Raw genomic sequence first — 23,132 nt, 5'->3', positions numbered from 1 at the left:
TCACATGCTCCCGAATGTACTAGAATTCGAAACGAAGGAGATTACCAATGGCTCTCGACATCCTGCCGTCTCAAGGCGACCGTTTCCGGCTTTATCCGGTCACGCCGCGCCTCGCGCCGATGTTCTGCTTTGCGCTGCTGTCGGGAGCATGCGCGCTGGCAAGCTTCGCGCTGGCCTGCGCAACACCGTTTGCCGCGTTCGCCGTCGTGGCGGCGGCGATGCTGCCGATGCGACCGGCGCTGCTCGTCGTCTCCAGTGCTTGGCTGGTGAACCAGGGCATCGGCTTCGGTCTGCTGCACTATCCGGTCGATGGCAGCACTCTCGCCTGGGGTTTTGTGATCGGTGCCGCTGCGCTGGTTGCGACCGCGGTCTCGTCCGCCGTGCTCCGTGCGCTGCCGCAGGGGCGCGTGCCGCTGATGCTGGCGATAACGCTCGTCGCCGCCTATGCGGCCTATGAGCTGGCGCTGTTTTCCGCGACACCGTTGCTTGGCGGAGAGGGTGCCTTCACCACGGCCATCGTCACGCGGATCGGGCTGACCAGCGCCCTCTGGCTCGCCGGCCTCGTTGCCGCCTGCGAGGTCGTCCGCCTGGTCGATCCGTTCCGCCGCAAGGCGATGTCGGCCTGAGCGGGCACGCATCCGGGCTACGGGACTCTCGTTGACCCGACGGGCAAAACACCCCGCGAGCTTGTCAACCCGCCGCTGCAGAAATATTCCACTTTACCGAAATTCGGATTTGTCGTATGTGTCGCCCATCCCGGCTCATCGGGAGGGGCGATCATGTTGTCGTCACGATATGCGAGCCGGGTTTGCGGTGGACGCGGCAGCGTCGGCACGAACAGGTAGCGGGCAGGGCGGGTAGTCCCTGTGAGCTCGTAACCGCGTGCGGACGAGCGGCGCTGTGAGTTCGTCGCGCCAGCATTTCGATGGCAACGTGCACAACGTCATCGAACCCTGTGGCGCCAACGAACGCGCGTACGGCAAAACCGTGTGGTCCTGGCCGTCGTTGCTACGGTCAAGCCTTTCGCGAAGATGCGCGCGAGCCCAACCGGGTAGACGGCATCGTCAATTCGCGGGGTGAGGGAGGCCAGAACGAACTCGGCTCCCAGGAGAGCACGGCATAAGCCGTCCAACCATCGCGCAGGGAAGGCCGTGTGTTGGGCTTCACCTGTATGCTGCTGTGCGGTTTCTCTGCGTGTGCTTTTCGCGCAGCGGACCGCGGGTGCCGCCGGCACCCGGCCTTCCCTGCGCCCTCTTGGCTTTGAGGGTGGAGAGACGAAGCAAAGCTCGGGCGAAATCGGCCGCGAGGCTGCGAAGGCGTGTCTGCGACACACACTCACTGTCATCGCCCGCCTTGGAGAGAGCGTGCGCCACACTCCGCTCTCGTGCCCCGGTGCGCTGCAGAGCCGGGGCCCATCCAACCGCGCTGTGCCATGCTGCCCCGGGTCCCGGCTCTGCGCCGCAACGCCTTACGCGTTGCGGCTTGTCCGGGACACGAGCAATGCACCTCGCTCCGCGAGGGGCGCCAGCGACTCACTTCGTGGGTGTGCCCGTCAGTCGTTCCAAGCGGGGTGCGCCGTGCCTGCTACGAAATCTCAGATTGTGGACTGTCATCTTCGCGGCGGTATCCAAGTAGCCATCTCCGTGTCTTCCCGGTAACGATTGTGCTGTCTACGCAACACCCATTCCGGATTAAGCCCTCATCGCCAGCAGTTCGCATCACCGCCGCTTTTTGGCCACACCCGAACATGAATAAAATCGCTCTAAGTTTTTCAGCGGGAGCGGCGGTCCGCGAAGGCGACGGGAAATCCCAAGGTCGATTCAAATCTTGGCTCTGATTTTTCGGGTCTGAAAGGGTTGATCGGGGAAACTGGTTGCGATGGACGCGAAGACCAACATCAAGCAGAGGCTGCCGAGCCGTCACGTGACGGAAGGCCCTGCGCGCGCGCCGCACCGGTCCTACTTCTACGCCATGGGTCTGACCACCGAGCAGATCCACCAGCCCTTCGTCGGTGTCGCCTCGTGCTGGAATGAAGCCGCTCCCTGCAACATCGCCCTGATGCGCCAGGCGCAGGCGGTGAAGAAGGGCGTCGCGTCGGCCGGCGGCACGCCGCGCGAGTTCTGCACCATCACCGTGACCGACGGCATCGCCATGGGCCATGACGGCATGCGCTCCTCGCTGCCGTCGCGCGAATGCATCGCCGATTCCGTTGAGCTGACCGTGCGCGGTCACGCCTACGACGCACTCGTGGGCCTTGCCGGCTGCGACAAGTCGCTGCCCGGCATGATGATGGCGATGGTCCGCCTCAACGTGCCCTCGATCTTCATCTATGGCGGCTCGATCCTGCCCGGCAATTTCCGCGGACAGCAGGTCACCGTGCAGGACATGTTCGAGGCCGTCGGCAAGCACTCGGTCGGCGCCATGTCGGACGAGGACCTCGACGAGATCGAGCGCGTGGCGTGCCCCTCGGCGGGTGCCTGCGGCGCGCAGTTCACCGCCAACACCATGGCGACCGTCTCCGAGGCGATCGGCCTTGCGCTGCCTTACTCGGCCGGCGCCCCGGCACCCTACGAGATCCGCGACGCCTTCTGCATGACCGCAGGCGAGAAGGTCATGGACCTGATCGCCGAAAACCTCCGGCCGCGCGACATCGTCACCCGCAAGGCGCTGGAGAATGCCGCCGCCGTCGTCGCTGCCTCCGGCGGCTCGACCAATGCTGCGCTGCACCTACCGGCGATCGCCCATGAGGCGGGCATTAAGTTTGACTTATTCGACGTCGCCGAAATCTTCAAAAAGACACCATATGTCGCGGATTTGAAGCCGGGCGGCCGTTATGTCGCCAAAGACATGTTTGAAGTAGGTGGCATACCGCTTCTGATGAAGACGCTGCTCGACAACGGATTTCTCCACGGCGACTGCATTACGGTCACCGGTCGAACGATCGCCGAAAACCTCAAAAGCGTGAAATGGAATCCGCACCAGGACGTGGTGCACCCGGCAGACAAACCCATCACCGTCACGGGCGGTGTGGTCGGTCTGAAGGGCAATTTGGCGCCAGAAGGTGCGATCGTGAAAGTCGCGGGAATGTCCAACCTCAAGTTTACCGGTCCGGCCAGGTGCTTTGACCGGGAGGAGGACGCGTTCGAGGCTGTTCAGAACCGCACCTACAAGGAAGGCGAAGTCATCGTGATCCGCTACGAGGGCCCCAAGGGCGGCCCCGGCATGCGGGAAATGCTCCAGACCACCGCAGCGCTGACCGGGCAGGGCATGGGCGGCAAGATTGCGCTCATCACCGATGGCCGCTTCTCCGGCGCCACCCGCGGCTTCTGCATCGGCCATGTCGGGCCTGAGGCCGCCATCGGCGGCCCGATCGGGCTGCTCGAGGATGGCGACATCATCGAGATCGACGCGGACGCCGGTACCCTTAACGTAAAATTGAGCGACCAGGAGCTCGCCCAGCGCAAAACCAAATGGAGCGCTCGCGCGACTAACCACACGTCGGGTGCGCTCTGGAAATATGCTCAGCAGGTTGGACCAGCGGTCGGGGGGGCTGTGACCCATCCGGGCGGCGCGCACGAGAAACAGTGCTATGCGGACATCTAGGCGTGCCATAGTTGCGTTTGTGTTGGGGGCCAGTGCGCTGGTCGCGCCTGCGCTCGCCTTTGACGGCGCGCCGGTCAACCAGAAGGACGCGACCATCCCCGTCGTGACGACGCTGCCGGGCGCCGCGGGTGCGGTGCGCGGCAAGGTGGCGCCGGCGACCCAGGAAACCTCGCTCAGCGCCCTGCAATATGCCGCCGAGGGCGGTCATCCCATCGCGCAGTGGAAGCTCGGCCGCATGTATGCCAATGGCGACGGCGTTGCCCAGGACGACGTGCGGGCCTTTGAATATTTCAGCCGGATTGCCAACGCCCACGCCGAGGACAGCCCGTCGGCGCCGCAGGCACAGGTCGTGGCCAACGCCTTCGTCGCGCTCGGCCGCTACTACCTCAGCGGCATCCCGAACTCGAAGATCAAGGCCGACCCGGAGCGGGCGCGGGAGATGTTCTCCTATGCGGCCTCCTATTTCGGCAACGCCGACGCCCAGTACGATCTCGCCCGGCTGTACCTGAAGACGCCGGACGCCTCGCGCGAGGACTTCCGCTATGGCGCCCGCTGGCTCGGCCTTGCCGCCCAGAAGGGCCAGCATGAGGCGCAGGCGCTGCTCGGCCAGATGCTGTTCAACGGCGACCGCCTGCCGCGGCAGGCCGCGCGCGGCCTGATGTGGCTGACGCTGGCGCGCGACAGCGCAGGTAGCGACGAGACCTGGATCAAGGAAAGCTACAACCGCGCCTTCGCCAAGGCCTCCGACGACGACCGCGCCATGTGCCTGCAAATGCTGGAACAATGGGTGCAGGGGCGGCGGGAGTAAGGCAATCTTGTAGGGTGGGTTAGCGACTACGTGCTGGCTGTCTCAACGCGGCAAGACGGAAGCGTAACCCACCACCTCCGGGCGCCGGCTCAGGCCGCCTCCAGATCCAGATCCGCCCACACCGGCACGTGGTCCGACGGCTTCTCCCAGCCGCGCACATAGCTGTCGATCCCGACATTGGCGAGCTTGTCGCTGGCCTGTGGCGACAGCAGCAGATGGTCGATGCGCAGCCCCTGGTTCTTCTGCCAGGCGCCGGCCTGGTAGTCCCAGAAGGTGTAGAGGCCCGGCTCATCGGTGACAGCGCGCAAGGCGTCGGTCAGGCCGAGGCCGAGCAGGGACTGAAAGCTCTCCCGCGTCTCGGTCTTGAACAGGGCATCCTCGGTCCAGGCGGCCGGATTGTGCACGTCGCGGGCATGCGGGATGACGTTGAAGTCGCCTGCGAGGATCAGCGGCTCCTCGGTCTTGAGGCGCTCCTTCGAATACTCAAGAAGCCGCGACATCCATTTGAGCTTGTAGGGATATTTTTCGGTCCCGACCGGATTGCCGTTAGGGAGATAGAGGCAGGCGATGCGCAGCACGCCGGACTTGAGCGTCACCACGCCTTCGAGGAAACGGGCATGGGCGTCCTCGTCGTCGCCGGCGAGCCCCGACTTGGTCTCGTCGAAGCGGAGCTTCGAGAGCAGGGCGACGCCGTTGAACGTCTTCTGCCCATGCGTGACGACATTGTAGCCCAGCGCCTCGATCTCAAGCCGCGGGAAGGCCTCGTCAACGCATTTGATCTCCTGCAGGCAGACGATGTCCGGCTGGCACTCCCTCAGCCAGGTCAGGAGGAGATCGATCCGCTGCCGGACCGAATTCACGTTCCAGGTGGCAACTCTGATGGGCATTGGGGGAGGGCTCCAGGCAGGGGTGATGGTTAGAACAAAATGCAAACCTGCCCGTCAAGGATGCCGCAAAGTCTCCCACAAAATTAACCCGGCTTAAGCGGGCCGCAGGCCATTGATACGGAAAAGGTTCCGCGGATGGGATGGCCGGACAAGACTTCACAACGCACTGAGCCGCGCGACGGCCTCGTCGGCGCGTTCCTGTATTGGCTTGGCGGCTTCGAGATCGAGGACGGCCTGACCGCCGATCTCAGCGAACGCCAGATGCGCCGCATCCGCGCGAAGCAGATCGACGCCGTGACGCGGCTGATCCCGGTGACGATGGCCGTCACCATGCTCAACGTCGCCATCGTGCTGATCCTGTTCTGGGGCCGAGGCTGGAACGACTTCCTCGCGATCTGGGGCATGACGCTTGCCGTCACCGCCTCGCTTGCGGTGCGGGCCTGGCGGCGGTCGCATCAGAACCCGCCGCAGGAAGCATCGACCCGCGCCGCGCGGCAGATTATGCGGCAGGCCTTCATCCTCGCCGCGATCTGGGGCACGCTGCCGCTCGCGCTGTTCAGCCGCATCGAGCCGACCAGCCAGCTCCTCCTGGCCTGCCTGATGGTCGGCATGATGTCGGGCGGAGCGTTCACGCTCTCGACCTTCCCGCGTGCGGGGCTCGTCTATCTCGCCACCATGACGGTCGCCTGCACCGGCGCGCTGCTGCTGTGCGGCACCGGGCCCTATCTGGTGACCGCGGTGTTCCTGCTGCTGTTCGCGTTCTTCATGGCGCGCAATATCGTCTCGCAGGGCAATCTGTTCCTCGGCAATCTCAAGGCCCAGCTCGAGCTCGAGCGGCAGACCGAGATCATCTCGCTGCTGCTGAAGGATTTCCAGGAGAACGCCAGCGACTGGCTGTGGCAGACCGATGCCGAGGGGCATCTGGTCGACGTGCCCCAGCGCTTCGCCGACGTTGCGCAGCTGCCGCTTCCGCTGCTGAAGGGCTCGCATTTCGCCGACGTGCTCGACATGCTCAGCCCCGAGGACAAGACCGCGGCCTACAACATCGTCGGCCTGATGGAGCACAATGAGCCGCTGCACGAGATGAACCTCAAGGTCGTTGCCGGCAGCGAGGCGCGGCTGTGGTCGCTGACGGCAAAGCCCGCCTATGACCTCGACGGCCAGTTCCTCGGCTATCGCGGCTTCGGCCGCGATGTCACCGAGCGCTGGCGCGCGGAGAAGGCCGAGGCCGAGAGCCGCGCCAAGTCCGACTTCCTCGCCGTGATGAGCCACGAGATCCGCACGCCCATGAACGGCGTGCTCGGGCTTGCCAGCATGCTGCTGGAAACCAAGCTCGATCCGGAGCAGCGCGAGGCCGTCACCACGATCCGCGAGTCCGGCGATAATCTGCAGCGTATCCTCAACGACATTCTCGACCTGTCCAAGCTGGAGGCCGGCCGCTTCCAGTTCGAGGCGATCGACTTCGCGCCGCAGGCGCTGGCTGAGACGGTTGCGACCGTGGTGCGCGCGAGCGCCAAGAGCAAGGGGCTCACGGTCAAGGTCGAGCTCGATCCGAATCTGCCGCCGACGCTGCGCGGCGACGTCGCCCGCATCCGCCAGGTGCTGCTCAATCTCGCCTCCAACGCGGTGAAGTTCACCGACGAAGGCGAGGTGACGATATCGGCGACCTGCCAGTCGCGCCGCGATCTGCTGGCGACCGTGGAGTGGACCGTCACCGATAGCGGCATCGGTATCGCGCCCGAGAAGCTCGGCCTGCTGTTCAGCGATTTCGCCCAGGCCGACGCCTCGATCAGCCGCCGCTTCGGCGGCACGGGCCTCGGCCTTGCGATCTCCCGGCGCATCATCGAGCAGATGGGCGGCACCATCGGAGTCACCTCGGCGCCGGACGAGGGCTCGACCTTCCGCTTCACGCTGGTGCTGCCCTGGAGCCATGCACAGGCTTCCGATGCGACGGCTGAGCGCGATGAGGCAGAGGAGCTGAAAGCCCGTATCGCCGGCCTCGATCGGCCGCTCAAGGTGCTTGTCGCCGAGGACGATGCCGTCAACCGCATGGTCGTGAGCAAGATGTTAGGGGCCTTCGACGTCGAGCTGCGCGTCGTCACCGACGGCGTCGAGGCCGTCGCGGCGGCCTTCGAAGTCGACTACGACGTGGTGCTGATGGACGTGCGCATGCCCGACATGGACGGCCTCGCCGCGACGCGCGCGATCCGTGCGCAGGGCGGCCGTTCCGAGGCCCTGCCGATCGTCGCGCTCACCGCCAACGCCTTCCCCGAAGACGTCAGGATCTGCCGCGAAGCGGGCATGTCGGATTTCTTGGCCAAGCCGCTGCGCAAGCCCGCGCTGGTCGCAGCCTTGCTGCGCGCGCTGGACGGCCACCTGGTGTCGGAGGACGCACCGCTTCAGCCGGCGCTGATGCCGGGCGAGGTGGAGTGGACGGACGAGGAAAGGCAGATGACCGGCGTCTGACCGGTCAGATCGAGAAGCTGGTGCCGCAGCCGCAGGACGCCGTCGCGTTGGGATTGTTGACGCGGAACGAGGCCCCGATCAGGTCGTCCACGAAATCGACCTGCGATCCCTCCAGGAACGGCTGCGAGGCGGAATCGACCAGCACCACCGCGTTGTCCTGCTCGATCACGAGATCGTCGTCGGTGCGGGCGCGATCGATGTCGAACTTGTACTGGAAGCCGGAGCAGCCGCCGCCCTCGACCGAGATGCGCAGCATCGCGCCAGAGCCTTCGCCCTTGAGGATCTCCCCAATCCGGCGTGCGGCCCGGTCACTGATGGTCACGGCAGTGGTCATTGCTGGTCTCCGATAGTCCCGCGGTCATACCAAGTTCACTTGCCCAATTCATTTGGTATCCCGCGCCTGACATAGTTAAGTGCCACCATACGCAGAATCAAATGGATAGGGACTAAATTCGCCGTGTCCGTCGGAATGGCAGCCCCCCGCGCGCCCTATGCCTGCGACCCCGATCGCAGCCGCGGCCGGCTGGTCGCCGAGCCCCCGAGCCGGACCCGCAGCCCGTTCCGGCGGGATTGCGACCGGGTGATCCATTCCACCGCGTTCCGCCGCCTCAAATACAAGACCCAGGTGTTCGTGTTCCACGAGGGCGACCATTACCGCACCCGGCTGACCCATTCGCTGGAGGTGGCGCAGATCGCCCGCGCGCTGGCCCGTCAGCTCGGGCTGGACGAGGACCTCACCGAAACCCTGGCGCTCGCCCACGATCTCGGTCATCCGCCGTTCGGCCATGCCGGCGAGCGGGCGCTGGATGCCTGCCTGAAGGAGTTCGGCGGCTTCGACCACAATGCCCAGGCCTTGCGCGTCGTCGCGGCGCTGGAGCATCGCTACCCCGAATTTGACGGGCTCAACCTGACCTGGGAGTCGCTGGAAGGCATCGTCAAGCACAACGGCCCGCTGACCGATCGCAGCGGCGCTCCGGTCGGCCGCTATCGCGAGCACGGCATTCCTGTCGGCATTGCCGACTACATCAAGGTCTACGATCTCGAATTGTGGAGCTTCGCCTCGCTCGAAGCCCAGGTCGCCGCGATCGCCGACGACATCGCCTATGACGCCCACGACATCGACGACGGCCTGCGCGCCGGCCTGTTCGATCTCGACGATCTCAAGGTGATGCCGCTGACCGCGGAGATCATCGCCGGCATCGCCGCCCATTATCCCGATCTCGAAGATGTCCGGCGCGGGGCCGAGCTGGTGCGCGAGCTGATCTCGCACCTGATCGGCGCGGTTTTCGCCGAGGCGCAGAAAAACCTCGCCGCGACCAGGCCGCAATCGGCCCAGGACGTACGCCAGCAGAGCCGGGCGCTGATCGCCTTTCCCGTGGAGGTCGCCGAGGAGGAGGCCGCCATCAAGGGCTTCCTGTATCAGCACATGTACCGCCACAAGCGGGTGATGCGCGTGATGGGGGAGGCCGAGCAGATCCTGTTCGATCTGTTCGCAAAGTACCTGAAATCCCCGGCCGAGCTGCCGCCGGAATGGCTGCTCGGGGCGGAGGCGGATGACGAGGGCGACCGGGCCCGCCGGATCGGCAATTTCATTGCCGGAATGACCGACCGTTTCGCCCTGACCGAGCACCAGCGGCTTTTTGACTCGACCCCGGATTTGCGTTAGGCGGCGGCCATGCCCCAGACATCCTCATCCCTGCATCTGTTCGCTGACGTGCTCGCACGCGTGCACGCCGCCTGCCGCGCGCTTGCGGCGGATTCCGGCTGGCCCGAGGGTATCGATTTCTCGCGCGTGGTGGTCGAGCCGCCGCGCGACGCCTCCCATGGCGACATGGCGACCAATGCCGCGATGGTGCTTGCGAAAGAGGCAAAGGCAAAGCCGCGCGATCTCGCCGAGCGGATCGCCGAGCGGCTGCGCACTGATGCGCTGATCGCCAAGGTCGATGTCGCCGGCCCCGGCTTCATCAACCTGACGCTGAAGCCGGCCGCCTGGGCCGAGGCGCTGCGCACCGTGCTGCGCGAGGGCCCCGATTACGGCCGCGTCCACGGCGGCTCCAAGGTCAATGTCGAGTACGTCTCGGCCAATCCGACCGGACCGATGCATGTCGGCCATTGCCGCGGCGCCGTGTTCGGCGATGCGCTGGCGAGCCTGCTCCAGTTCGGCGGCCATGATGTCACGCGCGAATATTACATCAACGATGCCGGCGCCCAGGTCGACGTGCTCGCACGCTCTGCCTTCCTCAGGTATCGCGAGGCGCTCGGCGAGGACATCGGCGCGATCCCGGAAGGCCTCTATCCCGGCGACTATCTGAAGCCGGTCGGACAGGCTCTCGCGACGGAGCACGGCGACAAGCTGCTCGCCAAGAGCGAGACCGAATGGCTGCCGACCGTGCGCGCCAAGGCGATCGCGATGATGATGGACGAGATCAAGGACGATCTCGCCGCCCTCAACATCCGCCACGACGTGTTCTTCTCCGAGCGCTCGCTGATCGAGACCGGCAACAACAAGGTCGCCGAGACCATCGATTTCCTGAAGGCCAAGGGCGACATCTATGAGGGCCGCCTGCCGCCGCCGAAGGGCGCGCCGGTCGAGGACTGGGAAGACCGCGAGCAGTTGCTGTTCAAGGCCACCGCCTACGGCGACGACGTCGATCGTCCACTGATCAAGTCGGACAATTCCTATACCTACTTCGCCTCCGACATCGCCTACCACAAGAACAAGTTCGACCGTGGTTTTGCGGAGATGATCGACGTCTGGGGCGCCGACCATGGCGGCTACATCAAGCGCATGCAGGCGGCGGTGAAGGCGACGACCTCGGGCAAGGGCTCGCTCGACGTCAAGATCGTCCAGCTCGTGAAGCTGCTGCGCAATGGCGAGCCAGTGAAAATGTCGAAGCGGAGCGGGGACTTCGTCACCCTGCGTGAGGTGGTGGATGAAGTCGGCCAGGACGCCGTCCGCTTCATGATGCTTTACCGCAAGAACGACGCGGTGCTCGACTTCGACCTCGCCAAGGTCATGGAACAGTCGCGCGACAACCCGGTGTTCTACGTCCAGTACGGCCATGCCCGGGGTCACTCGATCTTCCGCAACGCGCGAGCCGAGGTGTTCCCGGAACTGCCGGAGGACGCCGGCAAGCGCATCGCCTGGCTCGCTGAGTCGGCTGTGGAGCGGCTGTCGGACCCAGTGGAACTCGATCTTCTTAAGCGCCTCGCAATTTATCCGCGCATGCTGGAAGCCGCCGCCGCGGCCCATGAGCCGCACCGAATTGCCTTCTATCTCTATGATTTAGCCAGCGAATTTCATGCACTTTGGACGAAGGGGCGCGATTTGCCCTATTTACGCTTCATTATCAATAATGATGCAGATCTTACACAGGCGCGACTGGCAATGGTCCAGGGCGTCGTCTCTGTCCTGGCATCGGGCCTCGCCATCCTCGGCGTCCATGCCCCGGACGAGATGCGGTAGTTTGGGGCGAACTACTTAATGGGAATTCGGGGGTAACCGGCAGAAGCCGGATCGCTTAGACTTGGTTGAATGCCTTGTGGGTCGAAAGCCGTGCCTTGGTCGAGGGGCGCGCGGCTTTCCCGAAGGGACGCATCATCACGATGGCCGAACGATATCACGACAGACCGTTTCCTTCCGATGACTATGGTCGCGGCGGCGATCAGCATGGGAAGGCGGACAACGATCCGTTGGCCGAGCTCGCCCGCCTGATCGGACAGACCGATCCTTTCGCTGCGCAGGGCCGGCCCGCAGCGGGCCCGCCGGCAGCACCCGCGCAGAGCTATCAGGACGAGGCCTATCGTCAGGACGATTATCAGCAGGACTATACCGAGCCGGCCCCGCCGTCTCCGCCCGGGCCGCCATCATGGATGCGCCGCGCCAACGTGCAGCCGCAGCCGGCGCCCGCGCCGGAGCCCGACTATCCCGTTTCTGTAAGCCCGGTCCATCCGTTGCATCGCTATTCGGCCCAGCCGGCCGCGCCCGAGCCTGATTTTCATCAGCCGCAGGCCTATCAGGATCACGCTCACCGGGATCAGGCCTATCAGGCCCAAGCCTATCAGGCCCAAGCCTATCAGCAGGACCAGACCTACCAGGAGCCGCATCAGCAGCCCGATCCGTCGCGTTACGACGATGCGCTGTACGGACGGCTGGAGACGGGTGAGCAGGACTTTCAGCGCGATCCGTCCTATCCGGACGACCCTTACGCGTTCCAGAGCGACTATCCCGAGGCCGACCTCGACGAGCCGAAGAAGCAGCGCGGCGGCATGATGACGGTCGCGGCGATCCTTGCGCTTGCGGTGGTCGGCACCGGCGCGGCCTTCGCCTACAAGACCTACGTCGGCTCGCCCCGCAGCGGCGAGCCGCCGATCATCAAGGCCGACAACACCCCGACCAAGATCGTGCCGGCGCCGACGGATCCCTCGGCCAAGGTGCCGGATCGCATGGTCACTGGTGACGGCACCGAGAAGATCGTGCCGCGCGAGGAGGCGCCTGTCGACGTCAACGCCAGGGCGGGCGGTCCCCGCGTGGTGTTCCCGCCACTGAACCCGAATGCCAATCCACCATCGGTGGCGAGCGTGTCGCCGTCTACGGTGCCGCCGCCGAGCGCCGGGCCAACCCCGAGCAACGGCACACTGCCGAACAACTCACCGCGCCCGATCAGGACCGTGGCCGTGAAGGGTGATCAGACCGACAGCGCCACGCCGCAATCGGCTGCGGCCGCCAAGCCTGCAACGCCGCCGAAGCCGGCTGCAGCAGCACCGGTCGCGTCGCGCAATCCGCCGACCTCGGCCAATGCCAGCGCCAACCAGCCGCTGTCGCTGGCGCCGCAATCGGCGCCCGCTGCCGAACCGCCGCAGCGCATGGCTGCCACCAATCCCACCCAGATCGCGCCAAGCGCACCACCCGAGAGCCAGGGCGTCATGGTGTCGGTTTCGTCCCAGGACACCGAAGCGGCGGCCAGGGAGTCGTACCGCGTGACGCAGGGCAAGTATCCGTCGGTTCTTGGCTCCCGCTCGGCCGTGATCAGGCGGACCGAATTGTCCGATGGCAAGGTCAAGTACCGTGCGTTGGTTGGCCCCTACCGGACACGCCAGGAAGCCTCGCAGTTCTGCAAGGAGTTGATGGCCGCCGGCGGGCAGTGCTTTATCCCGTAGTATTATCGGCCGTTTCCTTGACCCCCTGACGGGGCAGGGTTAATCGGCCGTTATGAGCACGCGGGCCTTCATTACCGGCGTATCCGGAACGGAACTGACCGCCGCCGAGCGGGAGTTTATCCGCGACCAGCGTCCGTGGGGCTTCATCCTGTTCAAGCGCAATGTTGCGACGCCGGCTCAAGTTGCTGCGCTGGTTGCGGAATTGCGGGCGGCTGCAGGCGCCCCTGACGCGCCCATCCTGATCGACCAGGAGGGCGGGAGGGTGCAGCGGCTGGGGCCGCCGCACTGGCCGGTCTATCCGCCGGGCGCCGTGTTCGCGACCTTGTACGACACTGATTCGGCGCTCGGGCTCGCTGCGGCGCGCCTCAGCGCCCGGCTGATCGCGGCCGATCTCGCCGATCTCGGTATTACCGTGGATTGCCTGCCGCTGGCTGACGTGCCGGTGCCGGGCGCCGACGCCGTGATCGGGAACCGGGCCTATGGCACCTCACCGGGCAAGGTCGCAGCGATCGCCCGCGCGGTCACCGAGGGCCTGGAGCAGGGCGGCGTGCTGCCGGTGCTCAAGCACATCCCCGGCCACGGCCGCGCCACCGCCGACACCCATTTCAAGCTGCCGACCGTCGACACGCCCAGGGACGAGCTCGAACGGACCGATTTCGCGGCGTTCCAGCCGCTCGCGGATCTGCCGATGGCCATGACTGCACATGTTGTGTTTAGCGCGGTCGACCCCGCCCATCCGGCGACGACATCTGCGACAATGATTGCTCAGGTGATTCGCGGCGCAATCGGGTTCCAAGGTTTGTTAATGAGTGATGACGTGTCGATGAACGCGCTGTCGGGGAATATCGCCGAACGGACTCGCGCCATCTTCGCGGCCGGTTGCGACGTGGCCCTGCATTGCAACGGCAACATCGAGGAGATGCGCGAGGTCGCCGGCCAGACACCGGAATTGTCGGGCGGGGCACTTGAGCGCGCAAACGCCGCGCTCGCCGCACGCAAGGCACCGCAGCCGTTCGACCGCGTGGCCGCGCGCACTGAGCTGGACGCATTGATCGCACGGGCAAACACGGCATCCGCATGACCGCAGAAATCCTATCGTTTGAAACCGGGCGGCCCGCAGAGCTCGCCGAGGGTGAGCCGGCGCTGGTGGTGGACGTCGAGGGCTATGAAGGCCCGCTCGATTTGCTGCTCGCGCTGGCCCGGCAGCAGAAGGTCGATCTCGCCAAGATCTCGATCCTGGCGCTGGCAGACCAGTATCTCCACTTCATCGAAGCCGCGCGAAAGATCCGGCTGGAGCTCGCCGCCGACTATCTGGTCATGGCGGCCTGGCTCGCCTTCCTGAAATCGCGCCTGCTGCTGCCGGAGCCGCCGAGCGCGGAAGGGCCGAGCGCCGAACAGATGGCGACTGCGCTCGCCAATCGCCTGCGGCGTCTCGAAGCCATTCGCGAAGCCGCCAATCGGCTGATGAACAGGCCGCAATTGCAGCGCGACATCTTCCCGCGCGGCGAGCCCGAGCAGATCGCCGAGATCAAGCATCCGAAATACACCGCAACGCTCTACGACCTGCTCACCGCCTATGCGGCGCAGCGCCAGTCGCGCGTGCTCGCCAGTGTGCATCTGGCCAAGCGCACGGTGTGGTCGCTTGCGGAGGCGCGCGCCACGCTGGAGCGGCTGGTCGGCAGCATCACCGAACAGGACGACTGGGGCGTTCTCGACGACTTCCTGATCCGGCACGTCGCCGATCCCACGCAGCGCGCGACGGTCTTCGCCTCGAGCTTTGCTGCCGCGCTGGAACTGGTTCGCGAAGGGCAACTGGAGCTGAACCAGAAAGAGGCATTCGCGCCCATCTATTTCCGGAAGGGGCGTCCTAAACCGGTCCCGGACGCAGCTCCTGCGCCCGACGCGCCGGTCGCTTAAGTGCAAGAAGGAGAATCCGCCATGGCAAGCCTGGCTGAAGTCCGCGTAGAAGAGGCCGAGCCGATGGAGAATGAGTCCCAGGCACGTCCCGAAGAGTTGCGGCTGCTGGAAGCGCTGCTGTTCGCCTCGAGTGAGCCGCTGGATACCGCGACGCTGGCCAAGCGCATGCCTGACGGCGTGGACGTCAAGGCCGCGCTCGAGCAGCTCCAGGCCGACTACGCCTCGCGCGGTGTCAATCTCGTGCGGGTCGCCAACAAATGGACGTTCCGCACCGCCGGCGATCTCGCCTGGCTGATGACCCGCGAGAGCACCGAGACTCGCCGCCTGTCGCGCGCCGCGATCGAGGTGCTGGCGATCATCGCCTATCACCAGCCGGTGACGCGCGCCGAGATCGAGGAGATCCGCGGCGTCGTCACCTCGAAGGGCACGCTCGACGTGCTGCTGGAGACCGGCTGGATCAAGCCGCGAGGCCGTCGCAAGACGCCCGGCCGTCCGCTCACCTTCGGAACCACCGAGGACTTTCTGTCGCAGTTCACCCTGGAACAGCTCGGCGACTTGCCGGGCCTGGAGGAGCTGAAGGGCACGGGCCTGCTGGATTCGCGCCTGCCGACCGGCTTCAGCGTGCCGACGCCGTCGGACGATCCGGCGCTGCGTGAGGACGAGGACCCGCTGGAACCGGGCGAGGACCTCGATCTCGCGCTCGCGCCGGCGGTCGAGCCCGAAGCGCCGGAAGGTGGCAATGAGGGGGGCGGCGAGGGTGGCAGCGAAGGCGGCGCCGAGGACTGACGTACGGTCCATTTTCGGGCCCCTGCGACCGGTTAACACTAGCAAGATTACGTAGCGCCAACAGCGAATTGGCGCTGCCTTGGTCCTTGTTTTTGACACCCGCCAAGCCTACGTTCCGGTGAAGATCGGCCGGGTCCCCGGCCATGCGCGTTTGGAGGGTTGCAGGATGGGTTCACTCAGCATTTGGCACTGGATCTTGGTGATCGCAGTGGTCCTGCTGCTGTTCGGCCGCGGCAAGATTTCGGATCTGATGGGCGACGTGGCGCAGGGTATCAAGGCGTTCAAGAAGGGCATGCAGGACGACGACAAACCTGCCGAGAAGCCCGCCGAGCCGGCCAAGTCCATCGAGCACAACGCCGCGCCGACCGCGGCACGGTCCGACGTCGGCAGCAAGGCCGTCTGAGCCAGAGAGCACGCGAGACGCGGGTAGCGGCCCGATCCTGCGCGCAAGGGATTGGGCCGGTTGCGGCTTCGCGTGAACGGAAGACCTCATGTTCGACATCGGGTGGAGTGAACTGGTCCTCATCGGGGTCGTGGCCCTGATCGCCATCGGCCCGAAAGAGCTGCCGGGCGTGCTGCGCATGGTCGGACAGTGGATGGGCAAGGCCCGCAAGATGGCCGCCGAATTCCAGGGCCAGTTCCAGGAGGCGATGCGCGAGGCCGAGATGGCCGACCTCAAGAAGAGCTTTGACGAGGTCAAGGAAGCCGCCACGGGATTCAATCCCCTGACCTCGCTCCAGAAGGACGTCAGCGACGCGCTTCGCGTCGATGCGCTGGACAAGCCGGCCGAGACGTCGGCCGCACCTGCCGTCGAACCGCCGGCGATTTCAAGTGAAACGCCGGCGACTTCAATCGAAGCGCCGGTCACACCAACGACTCCGGAAGCGCCGACGCCGGCGACCTTCGTGGAAGCCGAGGTCCATGCGGCCGTGAACGAGCCGCTTGCCATCACCCGTGAGGTCGAGCCGGCAAAGGTCGCGCAGGACACTGCGCCATCCGAAGCGATCAAGGACGCCAAAGCGTCATGACCGACGCCGATATCGAGGCCAGCAAAGCCCCTCTGATGGACCATCTGATCGAGCTGCGCTCGCGGCTGATCAAGGCGTTGCTCGGCTTTGGCGTGGCCTTCATCTTCTGCTTCTTCTTCGCCAAGCAGATCTACAACGTGCTGGTCTGGCCGTTCGTGTGGGTCGCAGGGCCCGAGAACTCGAAATTCATCTACACGGCGCTGCTGGAATATTTCATCACGCAGCTCAAGCTCGCGCTGTTCGGCGCCGGCTTCATCTCGTTCCCGATCGTCGCGACCCAGATCTACAAGTTCGTTGCGCCCGGGCTCTACAAGCACGAGAAGCAGGCCTTCCTGCCGTATCTGGTCGCGACCCCGTTCTTCTTCGTGCTCGGCGCGGCGCTGGTCTATTTCGTCGTGCTGCCGATGCTGGTGCGCTTCTCGCTCGGCATGCAGCAGGCCGGCAGCGACGAGACCGCGCAGATCCAGCTCCTGCCCAAGGTCGGCGAATATCTGTCGCTGATGATGTCGCTGATCTTCGCCTTCGGCATTGCCTTCCAGCTCCCGGTGATCCTGACGCTGCTCGGCCGCATCGGCATCGTCACGTCGAAAATGCTGCGCGAGAAGCGGCGGTATTTCATCGTCATCGCCTTCGTGATTGCGGCCGTGCTGACACCGCCCGACGTGCTCAGCCAGTGCTCGCTGGCGATCCCCTTGCTGGCACTCTATGAGGGCTCGATCATCGCGGTAGGAATGGTGGAGAAGAAGGCGGCGGCCTCGCAGGCTGCCACCGGCACCGACGTGTCGACGCCGGCCAATCCGGCGGAGTAGGGCGCCGCACCCTCCACCGTCATGCCCCGCCTTGTGCGCAATTGCGCACTGGAGCGGGGCATCCAGTACGCCGCGGCCTATCAAGGAATCACGGCCGTCTCTGGAATACTGGATCATCCGCCTTCGCGGATGATGACAGCCGTGCTAGGAGACGCGCCAATGCAAACCTGCAACGTTCGCCGTTGTATGTTTATGCGCTGATCCAGGACCACGGCCATGCACGACATCAAATCGATCCGCGACAATCCGCAAGCCTTCGACGCCGGCCTCGCCCGGCGTGGCCTGAAGCCGCTGTCGGCGTCGCTGCTGGCGATCGACGAGAAGCGGCGGGCGGCGATCCTGGCCTCGGAGCAGGCGCAGGCGCGGCGCAATGCGGCCTCCAAGGAAATCGGCGATGCCAAGAAGGCCAAGGACGAGGTGCGCGCGGCCAAGCTGATGGCCGAGGTGGCCGAGCTGAAGACCACGATGCCGGAGCTCGAAGCGGCCGCGAAGGCCGCCGACGAGGAGCTGACCAGAGAGCTGTCCGCGATCCCGAACATTCCGTTCGACGAAGTGCCCGACGGTGTCGACGAGCACGGCAACGTGCAGCACCATTTGTTCGGCAACAAGCGCAACTACAGCTTCGCGCCGAAGCTGCATGACGATCTCGGCACCGCGCTCGGCTACATGGATTTCGAGGCGGCGGCAAAGCTCTCCGGCGCGCGTTTCGTCGTGCTGAAGAAGGGGCTGGCACGGCTCGAACGCGCCATCGGCCAGTTCATGCTCGATTTGCACACGACCGAGCACGGCTACACCGAGATCAACCCGCCGCTGCTGGTGCGCAACGAGGTGATGTTCGGCACGGGACAATTGCCGAAATTCGAGGACGATCAGTTCTGGGCGATCAAGGGCGAGCTGCTCGCATCGCCAGACCACGAGCGGCTGAAGACCGAGCGCCTCGGCCTTATCCCGACCGCCGAGGTGTCGCTCACCAACCTCGCGCGCGAATCCATCCTCGACGAGAAGCAATTGCCGATGCGGCTTACCGCGCTGACGCCGTGCTTCCGTGCGGAAGCGGGCGCTGCGGGCCGCGATACGCGCGGCATGATCCGGCAGCACCAGTTCACCAAGGTCGAGCTGGTCTCGATCACGACGCCTGAGACCAGCAAGGACGAGCTGGAGCGGATGCTGTCCTGCGCCGAGCAGGTGTTGCAGAAGCTCGACCTGCATTATCGCGTGATGACGCTCTGCGCAGGAGATATGGGATTTTCGTCGCAGAAAACCTATGACATCGAGGTCTGGATGCCAGGGCAGGGCGATGGCGGCATGTTCCGCGAGATCTCGAGCTGCTCGGTCTGCGGTGACTTCCAGGCACGCCGCATGGATGCGCGCTCGCGCGGGCCCGACGGCAAGCCGCGCTTTGTGCACACGCTGAACGGCTCCGGCACCGCGGTCGGCCGCGCGCTGATCGCCGTGATGGAGACCTATCAGCAGGAGGACGGCTCGATCGCGGTCCCCAGCGTGCTCCAGCCCTATATGGGCGGGCTCAAGGTGGTCGCGCGCGACTAATCGTATTGCCCGCTTGAAACGCAGAAACGTTTGGTTGCGAAGATCGGGCGGCCGGTTATCCTGCCGGCCACCCGTCAATGCGAACTGACCGTCCATGGCCTTGCATCGCGATATATTCTGGGTCGGCAGACAATGGGCGGTGACAGGCGCCGGCATCCAGGCCGTCGACCAGCGTTTGCGCGGTGTGCTCGACATCGAGATCGCGCGGCTCTGGGACGACGATCTCGTGCAGAGCCGGCGGGCCAAGCCCGGCGTGAATGCCGCTGACTTCGACAAGGCGCTGACAGTCGCGCGCGAACGTTTTCCGCAGGCACAGCCGCCGGACCCGATCGTTGCCCAGTTGGCGGCGCTCGGCGTGGTCGAGACGCCCGTCGTAAGCCCGGTCCTGCCGGCGATGCAGCTGCGTGTCGAAGGCCGGCTGGCGCGCTTCCTGCCGCAATGGCGCGTTCGCCGGTAACGGGACCTTGGCCTGGGAACCTGGCCGGCCCCGAAATTGGCCCGGTTTGCCTGATCGGCCATAGCCGGTTAAGACGGCTCGGACCCCGCTTTCTGGAATCGACCTCTCGCATGCGCATCCTCTGCACCAATGACGACGGCATCCACGCTCCCGGCCTCAAGGTCGTGGAGGAGATCGCGCTTGCCTTGTCCGACGACGTCTGGGTGGTAGCGCCCGAGCTCGATCAGTCCGGCGTGTCGCATTCGCTGTCGCTGAACGACCCCCTGCGCCTGCGCGAGGTCGGTCCGCGGCACTTTGCCGTGCGCGGCACTCCGACCGACTGCGTGATCATGGGGGCGCGGCATATCCTCGGCACCAAGCCGCCCGATGTCGTGCTGTCGGGCGTCAACAAGGGCCGCAACGTCGCCGAGGACGTGGTCTATTCCGGCACCATCGCCGGCGCGCTGGAAGGCACCATCCTCGGGCTGCCGTCGTTCGCGCTGTCGCAGGAGTTCAGCGTCGAGACCCGCGAACGGCCGCCGTGGGACACCGCGCGGAAGTTCGGTCCCGACATCCTGCGCAAGGTGATCGCCGCAGGCATCCCGAAAGACACCGTGATCAACGTCAACTTCCCGTCCTGCGCGCCCGATGACGTGCTCGGCATTCGCGTCACGCGGCAGGGCAAGCGCAATCTCGGCTTCCTCAGGATCGACGAGCGCAGGGACGGGCGCAACAACCCCTATTTCTGGATCGGCTTCGAGCGTGCGGCGATGATGGATACGCCCGCCGACGGCACCGATCTCGCCGCGCTGCGCGATCGCTATGTCTCGGTCACCCCGCTCAGGCTCGATCGCACCAACGAAGCGTTCTCGGAAGCGCTGAGCGCGACGCTGAAATAAGAAGATTTGGAAATAGCGGCTAGCCGCCGCGAAGGGCGGCTTCGATGGTCTTGCCGAGCGCGTCGAGCTGGAACGGCTTCTGCAACGCCGGCCGGTCGCGATACTGCTCGGGCAGGCCCGAGGAGCCGTAGCCGGTGGCGAAGATGAACGGGCAGCCCTTCGCCCTGATCACATCGGCGACCGGTGAGATGACCTTGCCGTTGACGTTGACGTCGAGGATGGCGATGTCGAATTCGGTGGCCTGGGCAAGCCGCATGGCCTCGGTGATATCGCCGGCTTCGGCCGCGACCTTGTAGCCGAGCTCTTCGAGCATGTCCGCGACCATCATCCTGATCATCACCTCGTCTTCGACGAGGAATACAGAGCGGCCCGAAAGCCCTGTCGCAGTCATTGTCGGTGAGTCCTTGCCCATTTGCGAAAACGTTCGCAGATAACGCGAATCGACGCAATGCGCGTTTCGGCGAACGAGCGCCCGAAAATGGCCTTTGCGGCTTGGCCGCTGCAAGCCAATTTGTGGTCAAATACTTCAGCAAAAGGCTATCATGGGTTCCGGGGCAGGAACAAGATTCCCGCCCGGGCCTTGAGTTGTGCAAGCGCCGATCCGGACCTGACGAGACGATACAAGCAGCGATGACTCCCAATCAGCATCCGCCGGAAAAAATGATGTTTCAGCTCACGCTGAGGCGTCGGGGCATCAGCGATCAGGCGGTGCTGAGGACCATGGAGGAGGTGCCGCGCGAGCTTTTCGTCGATGAGGCCGATCGCGAGGGGGCCTATCGCGATAGCGCGCTGCCGATCGCGTGCGGGCAGACCATCAGCCAGCCCTTCGTCGTCGCCTACATGACCGAGCAGCTCCAACTCCGGAAGCAGCACCGCGTGCTCGAGATCGGCGCGGGCTCCGGCTATCAGGCGGCGGTGCTGTCGCGGCTCGCGGGCCAGGTGCTGACCGTCGAGCGCTATCGCAAGCTGGCCGATGCCGCACGCGCCAGGCTTGAAAAGCTCGATTGTCACAATGTCGAGGTGATGCTCGGCGATGGCCTCAACCTGCCGCCCAATATCGGGCCGTTCGACCGCATCATCGTGACCGCCGCGATGGAGCAGATTCCGGAGAACCTGATTGAGCGGCTCGATGTCGGCGGCATCCTGATCGCCCCGGTCGGGCCGCATCAGGGCGTGCAGACGCTGATCCGCCTGACCCGGACCGAAGCCGGGATCGAGCGCAAGGAACTCGTCGAGGTCCGCTTCGTGCCGGCACTGCCCGGCGTGGCGCGGGAGCTGTAGAATTCCGGATTGGCTGTGCCGCCAACATCTTATTGGGAGGGTTAAGCCGTTATTTACTCGGCGCGTGTTTACTTAAAACACCAGTTCTGTTGCGTACGAGTGAGTAACCATGTCTGTCGTCGCCGAGTTGCTTTACTCGCGCCGCGTGCCGCAGGTCGCGGTGCTGGCGCTGATCTCCTTCAGCTTTGCAGGGTGCAGCGCCGACATGTCGTCGCGGCTGTCCCAGTCGAATTTCTCCAATCCCTTCGCCTCTGACCAGACCGGTTCGGTGCAGCAGGCGCCGCCGCCGCAGCAGCCGCGTGAGCTGCCGCAATATGCGCGGCCGCAGACGCAGCCCGGTTACTATCAGTCGCAGCCCTTGCCGCCGCCGGCGGTATCCGCGCCGCAATCCTATCCCGTCACTTCGGGTGGCGGCGTGTCCGGAGGCGGCCGCGGCGTCAGCTCCTACGCGCCCCCGGCACAGCCGCACCTGGAGACCACGGCCACCGTGCTGCCGCGCTCGGTCGCGGCCGCCCAACCGGCCGGCGGGACCAAGATCATCGTCGGCACCAGCGACACGCTCGACGTGCTCGCCAAGCGCTACCATGTCACGCCGCAGGCGATCCTCGCCGCCAACGGCTACAAGGGGCCGCGCGCGCTCTCGCCCGGTCAGCAACTGATCATCCCGCATCCGGCCACGGCCGCTGCACCCGCGCCTGCGATGGCTCCTGTCGCCGCGGCTCCCGCTGCGAAGCCGGTTGCAGCCGTTGCGGCGCCGCCGAGCAGTCATTTCGTCAATCGCGGCGACACGCTCGCGAGCATCGCCCGCAAGAACCATATCTCGGCCGCCGAGCTCGCGCGGGCCAACGGCCTTGATCCGTCGGCCAAGCTCAAGCTCGGCACCAAGCTGACCGTGCCTAGTGCGAAGACGGCTGCGGTTGCGGCCCCGGTTGCCGCGGCGCCCGTCGCAGCGGCACCGGTTGCAGGAACGCTGCAGCCTGTGGCGGCTGCTCCGGCACCGGCTCCCGCCACCAAGATGGCGGCTGTCGCCCCCGTGCAGAGCGCGCGCCTGGCCCAGGCAACAGCGAATGTCGAAGAGAAGCCCGCCGAGACGCCGGCGAAGGCTGCGGAGGCCACCGGTGCGTTGCCGACCTTCCGCTGGCCGGTGCGCGGCAAGGTGGTCACGACCTACGGCGCCAAGACCAATGGCAAGTCCAACGACGGCATCAATCTCGCGGTGCCCGAGGGTACGCCGGTCAAGGCGGCTGAAGACGGCGTCGTCGCCTATTCCGGCAACGAGTTGAAGGGTTACGGCAATCTGGTCCTGGTTCGGCACTCCAACGGCTACGTCACCGCATATGCCCATGCGAGTGAGCTGCTGGTGAAGCGCGGCGATACCATCAAGCGCGGTCAGGTCATTGCCAAGTCGGGTCAATCCGGTGAGGTGGCGTCGCCGCAGCTCCACTTCGAGATCCGCAAGGGATCGAGCCCGGTTGACCCGCTTCAATTCCTGAACGGGGCGTGA

The 23,132-nt window shown here is 65.5% G+C and carries 21 protein-coding genes; 18 read left to right on the top strand and 3 right to left on the bottom strand.

From position 1 onward, the window contains the following. Positions 1–47 precede the first annotated feature (47 nt). From ACVJ19_RS31265 to ACVJ19_RS31255, 3 genes are all read left to right on the top strand, one after another. On the top strand, positions 48–626 hold the full coding sequence (locus ACVJ19_RS31265) for a hypothetical protein (protein WP_453952985.1): 579 nt from the start codon (positions 48–50) through the stop codon (positions 624–626). A 1,252-nt stretch (positions 627–1,878) separates the two neighbouring features. After that, on the top strand, positions 1,879–3,603 hold the full coding sequence (gene ilvD, locus ACVJ19_RS31260) for a dihydroxy-acid dehydratase (protein ID WP_453952984.1): 1,725 nt from the start codon (positions 1,879–1,881) through the stop codon (positions 3,601–3,603). Then, the gene (locus ACVJ19_RS31255; RefSeq protein WP_453952983.1) at positions 3,590–4,411 is read left to right on the top strand and encodes a tetratricopeptide repeat protein; all 822 of its coding nucleotides are present in this window, start codon (positions 3,590–3,592) and stop codon (positions 4,409–4,411) included. The genes ilvD and ACVJ19_RS31255 overlap by 14 nt, the downstream gene beginning before the upstream one ends. An 89-nt stretch (positions 4,412–4,500) precedes the next feature. Here ACVJ19_RS31255 and xth read toward each other — a convergent pair whose 3' ends face one another. Then, positions 4,501–5,298, bottom strand: coding sequence for an exodeoxyribonuclease III (gene xth, locus ACVJ19_RS31250; RefSeq protein WP_453952982.1), 798 nt, complete (start codon positions 5,296–5,298; stop codon positions 4,501–4,503). Between the two features lie 135 nt (positions 5,299–5,433). On the opposite strand from xth, the gene ACVJ19_RS31245 reads away from it, so the two are divergent. Continuing rightward, positions 5,434–7,764, top strand: a complete 2,331-nt coding sequence (locus ACVJ19_RS31245) for an ATP-binding protein (protein ID WP_453952981.1) — start codon at positions 5,434–5,436, stop codon at positions 7,762–7,764. Positions 7,765–7,768: 4 nt separating this feature from the next. Here ACVJ19_RS31245 and erpA read toward each other — a convergent pair whose 3' ends face one another. Further along, complete coding sequence (erpA, locus tag ACVJ19_RS31240) at positions 7,769–8,098, bottom strand: iron-sulfur cluster insertion protein ErpA (RefSeq protein WP_212084647.1); 330 nt, start codon at positions 8,096–8,098, stop codon at positions 7,769–7,771. A 123-nt stretch (positions 8,099–8,221) separates the two neighbouring features. Here erpA and ACVJ19_RS31235 point away from each other — a divergent pair, with 123 nt between their 5' ends. The 12 genes from ACVJ19_RS31235 to surE all read left to right on the top strand — a co-directional run bounded on the left by ACVJ19_RS31235 (position 8,222) and on the right by surE (position 20,347). Next, positions 8,222–9,430: a deoxyguanosinetriphosphate triphosphohydrolase gene (locus ACVJ19_RS31235; RefSeq protein WP_453952980.1), complete on the top strand. Its 1,209-nt coding sequence runs from the start codon at positions 8,222–8,224 to the stop codon at positions 9,428–9,430. Between the two features lie 9 nt (positions 9,431–9,439). After that, positions 9,440–11,230, top strand: a complete 1,791-nt coding sequence (gene argS, locus ACVJ19_RS31230) for an arginine--tRNA ligase (RefSeq protein ID WP_453952978.1) — start codon at positions 9,440–9,442, stop codon at positions 11,228–11,230. 140 nt (positions 11,231–11,370) lie between these two features. Beyond that, on the top strand, positions 11,371–12,924 hold the full coding sequence (locus ACVJ19_RS31225; protein ID WP_456739532.1) for an SPOR domain-containing protein: 1,554 nt from the start codon (positions 11,371–11,373) through the stop codon (positions 12,922–12,924). A 52-nt stretch (positions 12,925–12,976) separates the two neighbouring features. After that, positions 12,977–14,005 (top strand): beta-N-acetylhexosaminidase, encoded by a 1,029-nt coding sequence (nagZ, locus tag ACVJ19_RS31220; protein WP_453952977.1) that lies wholly within the window; start codon positions 12,977–12,979, stop codon positions 14,003–14,005. Next, positions 14,002–14,841: a segregation and condensation protein A gene (locus ACVJ19_RS31215; protein WP_025036467.1), complete on the top strand. Its 840-nt coding sequence runs from the start codon at positions 14,002–14,004 to the stop codon at positions 14,839–14,841. The genes nagZ and ACVJ19_RS31215 overlap by 4 nt, the downstream gene beginning before the upstream one ends. Positions 14,842–14,862: 21 nt before the next feature. After that, positions 14,863–15,627, top strand: coding sequence for an SMC-Scp complex subunit ScpB (gene scpB, locus ACVJ19_RS31210; RefSeq protein ID WP_453952975.1), 765 nt, complete (start codon positions 14,863–14,865; stop codon positions 15,625–15,627). Between the two features lie 166 nt (positions 15,628–15,793). Continuing rightward, positions 15,794–16,030: a twin-arginine translocase TatA/TatE family subunit gene (locus ACVJ19_RS31205; RefSeq protein ID WP_453952974.1), complete on the top strand. Its 237-nt coding sequence runs from the start codon at positions 15,794–15,796 to the stop codon at positions 16,028–16,030. Positions 16,031–16,118: 88 nt separating this feature from the next. After that, positions 16,119–16,655: a Sec-independent protein translocase protein TatB gene (gene tatB, locus ACVJ19_RS31200; RefSeq protein ID WP_453952973.1), complete on the top strand. Its 537-nt coding sequence runs from the start codon at positions 16,119–16,121 to the stop codon at positions 16,653–16,655. Continuing rightward, positions 16,652–17,464, top strand: coding sequence for a twin-arginine translocase subunit TatC (tatC, locus tag ACVJ19_RS31195; protein ID WP_453952971.1), 813 nt, complete (start codon positions 16,652–16,654; stop codon positions 17,462–17,464). The genes tatB and tatC overlap by 4 nt, the downstream gene beginning before the upstream one ends. Positions 17,465–17,680: 216 nt before the next feature. Continuing rightward, on the top strand, positions 17,681–19,012 hold the full coding sequence (serS, locus tag ACVJ19_RS31190) for a serine--tRNA ligase (RefSeq protein WP_453952969.1): 1,332 nt from the start codon (positions 17,681–17,683) through the stop codon (positions 19,010–19,012). Positions 19,013–19,106: 94 nt separating this feature from the next. Further along, the gene (locus ACVJ19_RS31185) at positions 19,107–19,469 is read left to right on the top strand and encodes a hypothetical protein (RefSeq protein WP_453952968.1); all 363 of its coding nucleotides are present in this window, start codon (positions 19,107–19,109) and stop codon (positions 19,467–19,469) included. A 110-nt stretch (positions 19,470–19,579) separates the two neighbouring features. Next, on the top strand, positions 19,580–20,347 hold the full coding sequence (gene surE, locus ACVJ19_RS31180) for a 5'/3'-nucleotidase SurE (protein WP_453952967.1): 768 nt from the start codon (positions 19,580–19,582) through the stop codon (positions 20,345–20,347). Positions 20,348–20,366: 19 nt separating this feature from the next. On the opposite strand, the gene ACVJ19_RS31175 is transcribed toward surE, so the two are convergent. Next, positions 20,367–20,738, bottom strand: coding sequence for a response regulator (locus ACVJ19_RS31175; protein WP_258766807.1), 372 nt, complete (start codon positions 20,736–20,738; stop codon positions 20,367–20,369). 239 nt (positions 20,739–20,977) lie between these two features. Here ACVJ19_RS31175 and ACVJ19_RS31170 point away from each other — a divergent pair, with 239 nt between their 5' ends. Both ACVJ19_RS31170 and ACVJ19_RS31165 read left to right on the top strand, forming a co-directional pair. Then, positions 20,978–21,628: a protein-L-isoaspartate(D-aspartate) O-methyltransferase gene (locus ACVJ19_RS31170; protein ID WP_453952966.1), complete on the top strand. Its 651-nt coding sequence runs from the start codon at positions 20,978–20,980 to the stop codon at positions 21,626–21,628. Between the two features lie 109 nt (positions 21,629–21,737). Then, complete coding sequence (locus ACVJ19_RS31165) at positions 21,738–23,132, top strand: peptidoglycan DD-metalloendopeptidase family protein (protein WP_453952965.1); 1,395 nt, start codon at positions 21,738–21,740, stop codon at positions 23,130–23,132.

Source organism: Bradyrhizobium sp. USDA 376 (genome assembly GCF_054063675.1).
This window is presented reverse-complemented; position numbering and strand designations above follow the sequence as displayed.

Excerpts from the sequence above, each read along its gene's own strand:
- ACVJ19_RS31265 (WP_453952985.1), top strand. The coding sequence starts at position 48 with ATGGCTCTCGACATCCTGCCGTCTCAAGGCGACCGTTTCCGGCTTTAT.
- ilvD (WP_453952984.1), top strand. The coding sequence starts at position 1,879 with ATGGACGCGAAGACCAACATCAAGCAGAGGCTGCCGAGCCGTCACGTG.
- ACVJ19_RS31255 (WP_453952983.1), top strand. The coding sequence starts at position 3,590 with ATGCGGACATCTAGGCGTGCCATAGTTGCGTTTGTGTTGGGGGCCAGT.
- xth (WP_453952982.1), bottom strand. The coding sequence starts at position 5,298 with ATGCCCATCAGAGTTGCCACCTGGAACGTGAATTCGGTCCGGCAGCGG.
- ACVJ19_RS31245 (WP_453952981.1), top strand. The coding sequence starts at position 5,434 with ATGGGATGGCCGGACAAGACTTCACAACGCACTGAGCCGCGCGACGGC.
- erpA (WP_212084647.1), bottom strand. The coding sequence starts at position 8,098 with ATGACCACTGCCGTGACCATCAGTGACCGGGCCGCACGCCGGATTGGG.
- argS (WP_453952978.1), top strand. The coding sequence starts at position 9,440 with ATGCCCCAGACATCCTCATCCCTGCATCTGTTCGCTGACGTGCTCGCA.
- ACVJ19_RS31225 (WP_456739532.1), top strand. The coding sequence starts at position 11,371 with ATGGCCGAACGATATCACGACAGACCGTTTCCTTCCGATGACTATGGT.
- nagZ (WP_453952977.1), top strand. The coding sequence starts at position 12,977 with ATGAGCACGCGGGCCTTCATTACCGGCGTATCCGGAACGGAACTGACC.
- ACVJ19_RS31215 (WP_025036467.1), top strand. The coding sequence starts at position 14,002 with ATGACCGCAGAAATCCTATCGTTTGAAACCGGGCGGCCCGCAGAGCTC.
- scpB (WP_453952975.1), top strand. The coding sequence starts at position 14,863 with ATGGCAAGCCTGGCTGAAGTCCGCGTAGAAGAGGCCGAGCCGATGGAG.
- ACVJ19_RS31205 (WP_453952974.1), top strand. The coding sequence starts at position 15,794 with ATGGGTTCACTCAGCATTTGGCACTGGATCTTGGTGATCGCAGTGGTC.
- tatB (WP_453952973.1), top strand. The coding sequence starts at position 16,119 with ATGTTCGACATCGGGTGGAGTGAACTGGTCCTCATCGGGGTCGTGGCC.
- tatC (WP_453952971.1), top strand. The coding sequence starts at position 16,652 with ATGACCGACGCCGATATCGAGGCCAGCAAAGCCCCTCTGATGGACCAT.
- serS (WP_453952969.1), top strand. The coding sequence starts at position 17,681 with ATGCACGACATCAAATCGATCCGCGACAATCCGCAAGCCTTCGACGCC.
- ACVJ19_RS31185 (WP_453952968.1), top strand. The coding sequence starts at position 19,107 with ATGGCCTTGCATCGCGATATATTCTGGGTCGGCAGACAATGGGCGGTG.
- surE (WP_453952967.1), top strand. The coding sequence starts at position 19,580 with ATGCGCATCCTCTGCACCAATGACGACGGCATCCACGCTCCCGGCCTC.
- ACVJ19_RS31175 (WP_258766807.1), bottom strand. The coding sequence starts at position 20,738 with ATGACTGCGACAGGGCTTTCGGGCCGCTCTGTATTCCTCGTCGAAGAC.
- ACVJ19_RS31170 (WP_453952966.1), top strand. The coding sequence starts at position 20,978 with ATGACTCCCAATCAGCATCCGCCGGAAAAAATGATGTTTCAGCTCACG.
- ACVJ19_RS31165 (WP_453952965.1), top strand. The coding sequence starts at position 21,738 with ATGTCTGTCGTCGCCGAGTTGCTTTACTCGCGCCGCGTGCCGCAGGTC.